Origin of the sequence: Arthrobacter globiformis, assembly GCF_003261175.1 — a bacterium.
GTDB classification, from domain to species: Bacteria; Actinomycetota; Actinomycetes; order Actinomycetales; family Micrococcaceae; genus Arthrobacter; species Arthrobacter globiformis_A.
This window is the reverse complement of sequence record NZ_QLNP01000020.1, coordinates 1-518: the sequence shown is the minus strand read 5'-3', so window position 1 is coordinate 518 and position 518 is coordinate 1. Positions and strand designations below refer to the sequence as shown.

1 protein-coding gene is annotated in these 518 nt (G+C 61.0%); it reads right to left on the bottom strand.

Going from position 1 to position 518, the window contains the following annotated elements; all coding sequences use genetic code 11:
- Positions 1 to 437, bottom strand: a 437-nt coding sequence (locus DBZ45_RS02460; RefSeq protein ID WP_111902399.1) for a hypothetical protein, incomplete at its 3' end; no start/stop codon positions are given.
- Positions 438 to 518: the final 81 nt, after the last annotated feature.

Sequence of the window (518 nt, the reverse complement as noted above, 5' to 3'; positions counted from 1 at the left end):
GGTGGGGTTGGCCGGTAGATGGGGCCACGGTTGATGACGACGTCAAGGATGCCGTCCTCGAGGTACGATTCCGCCTCATCGGGGTAGGCGGGGTTGGACTCCGGAATTGCGGCGGGGTAGCCCAGAAGTTTCCGTATCCTCGGGTTGATCAGGTACGCTCCGGCGATCGCGAAGGCGAAGGAATCGAAGGTTGCGCGTTGTTCAAGCTGTAACTGGGCAAGGACCTGTTCGGGGTCGCCGTCCATCTCGATCACGCTGACGATGACGGTTTCGAGATCCGGCCGGACGGCCAGCACCCTGTCGATCCATGCTCCAGGAACGTCCACGCTGCTGGCCGAGGGAAAGCCCGCTCCGCCCTTTATAAGGGCATCCGCGAACAGCCCAAGCCGTACCCTGTCGATGGTCCCAATGAGATCGGTGCTGTCGATGATCGTCATGCCACAACCTGCCGTCCTGCATTCTTGGCGATATAAGCTGCGGTCCTCTTAGCCAGGGCACAGATCGTCGCCGTAGGATTG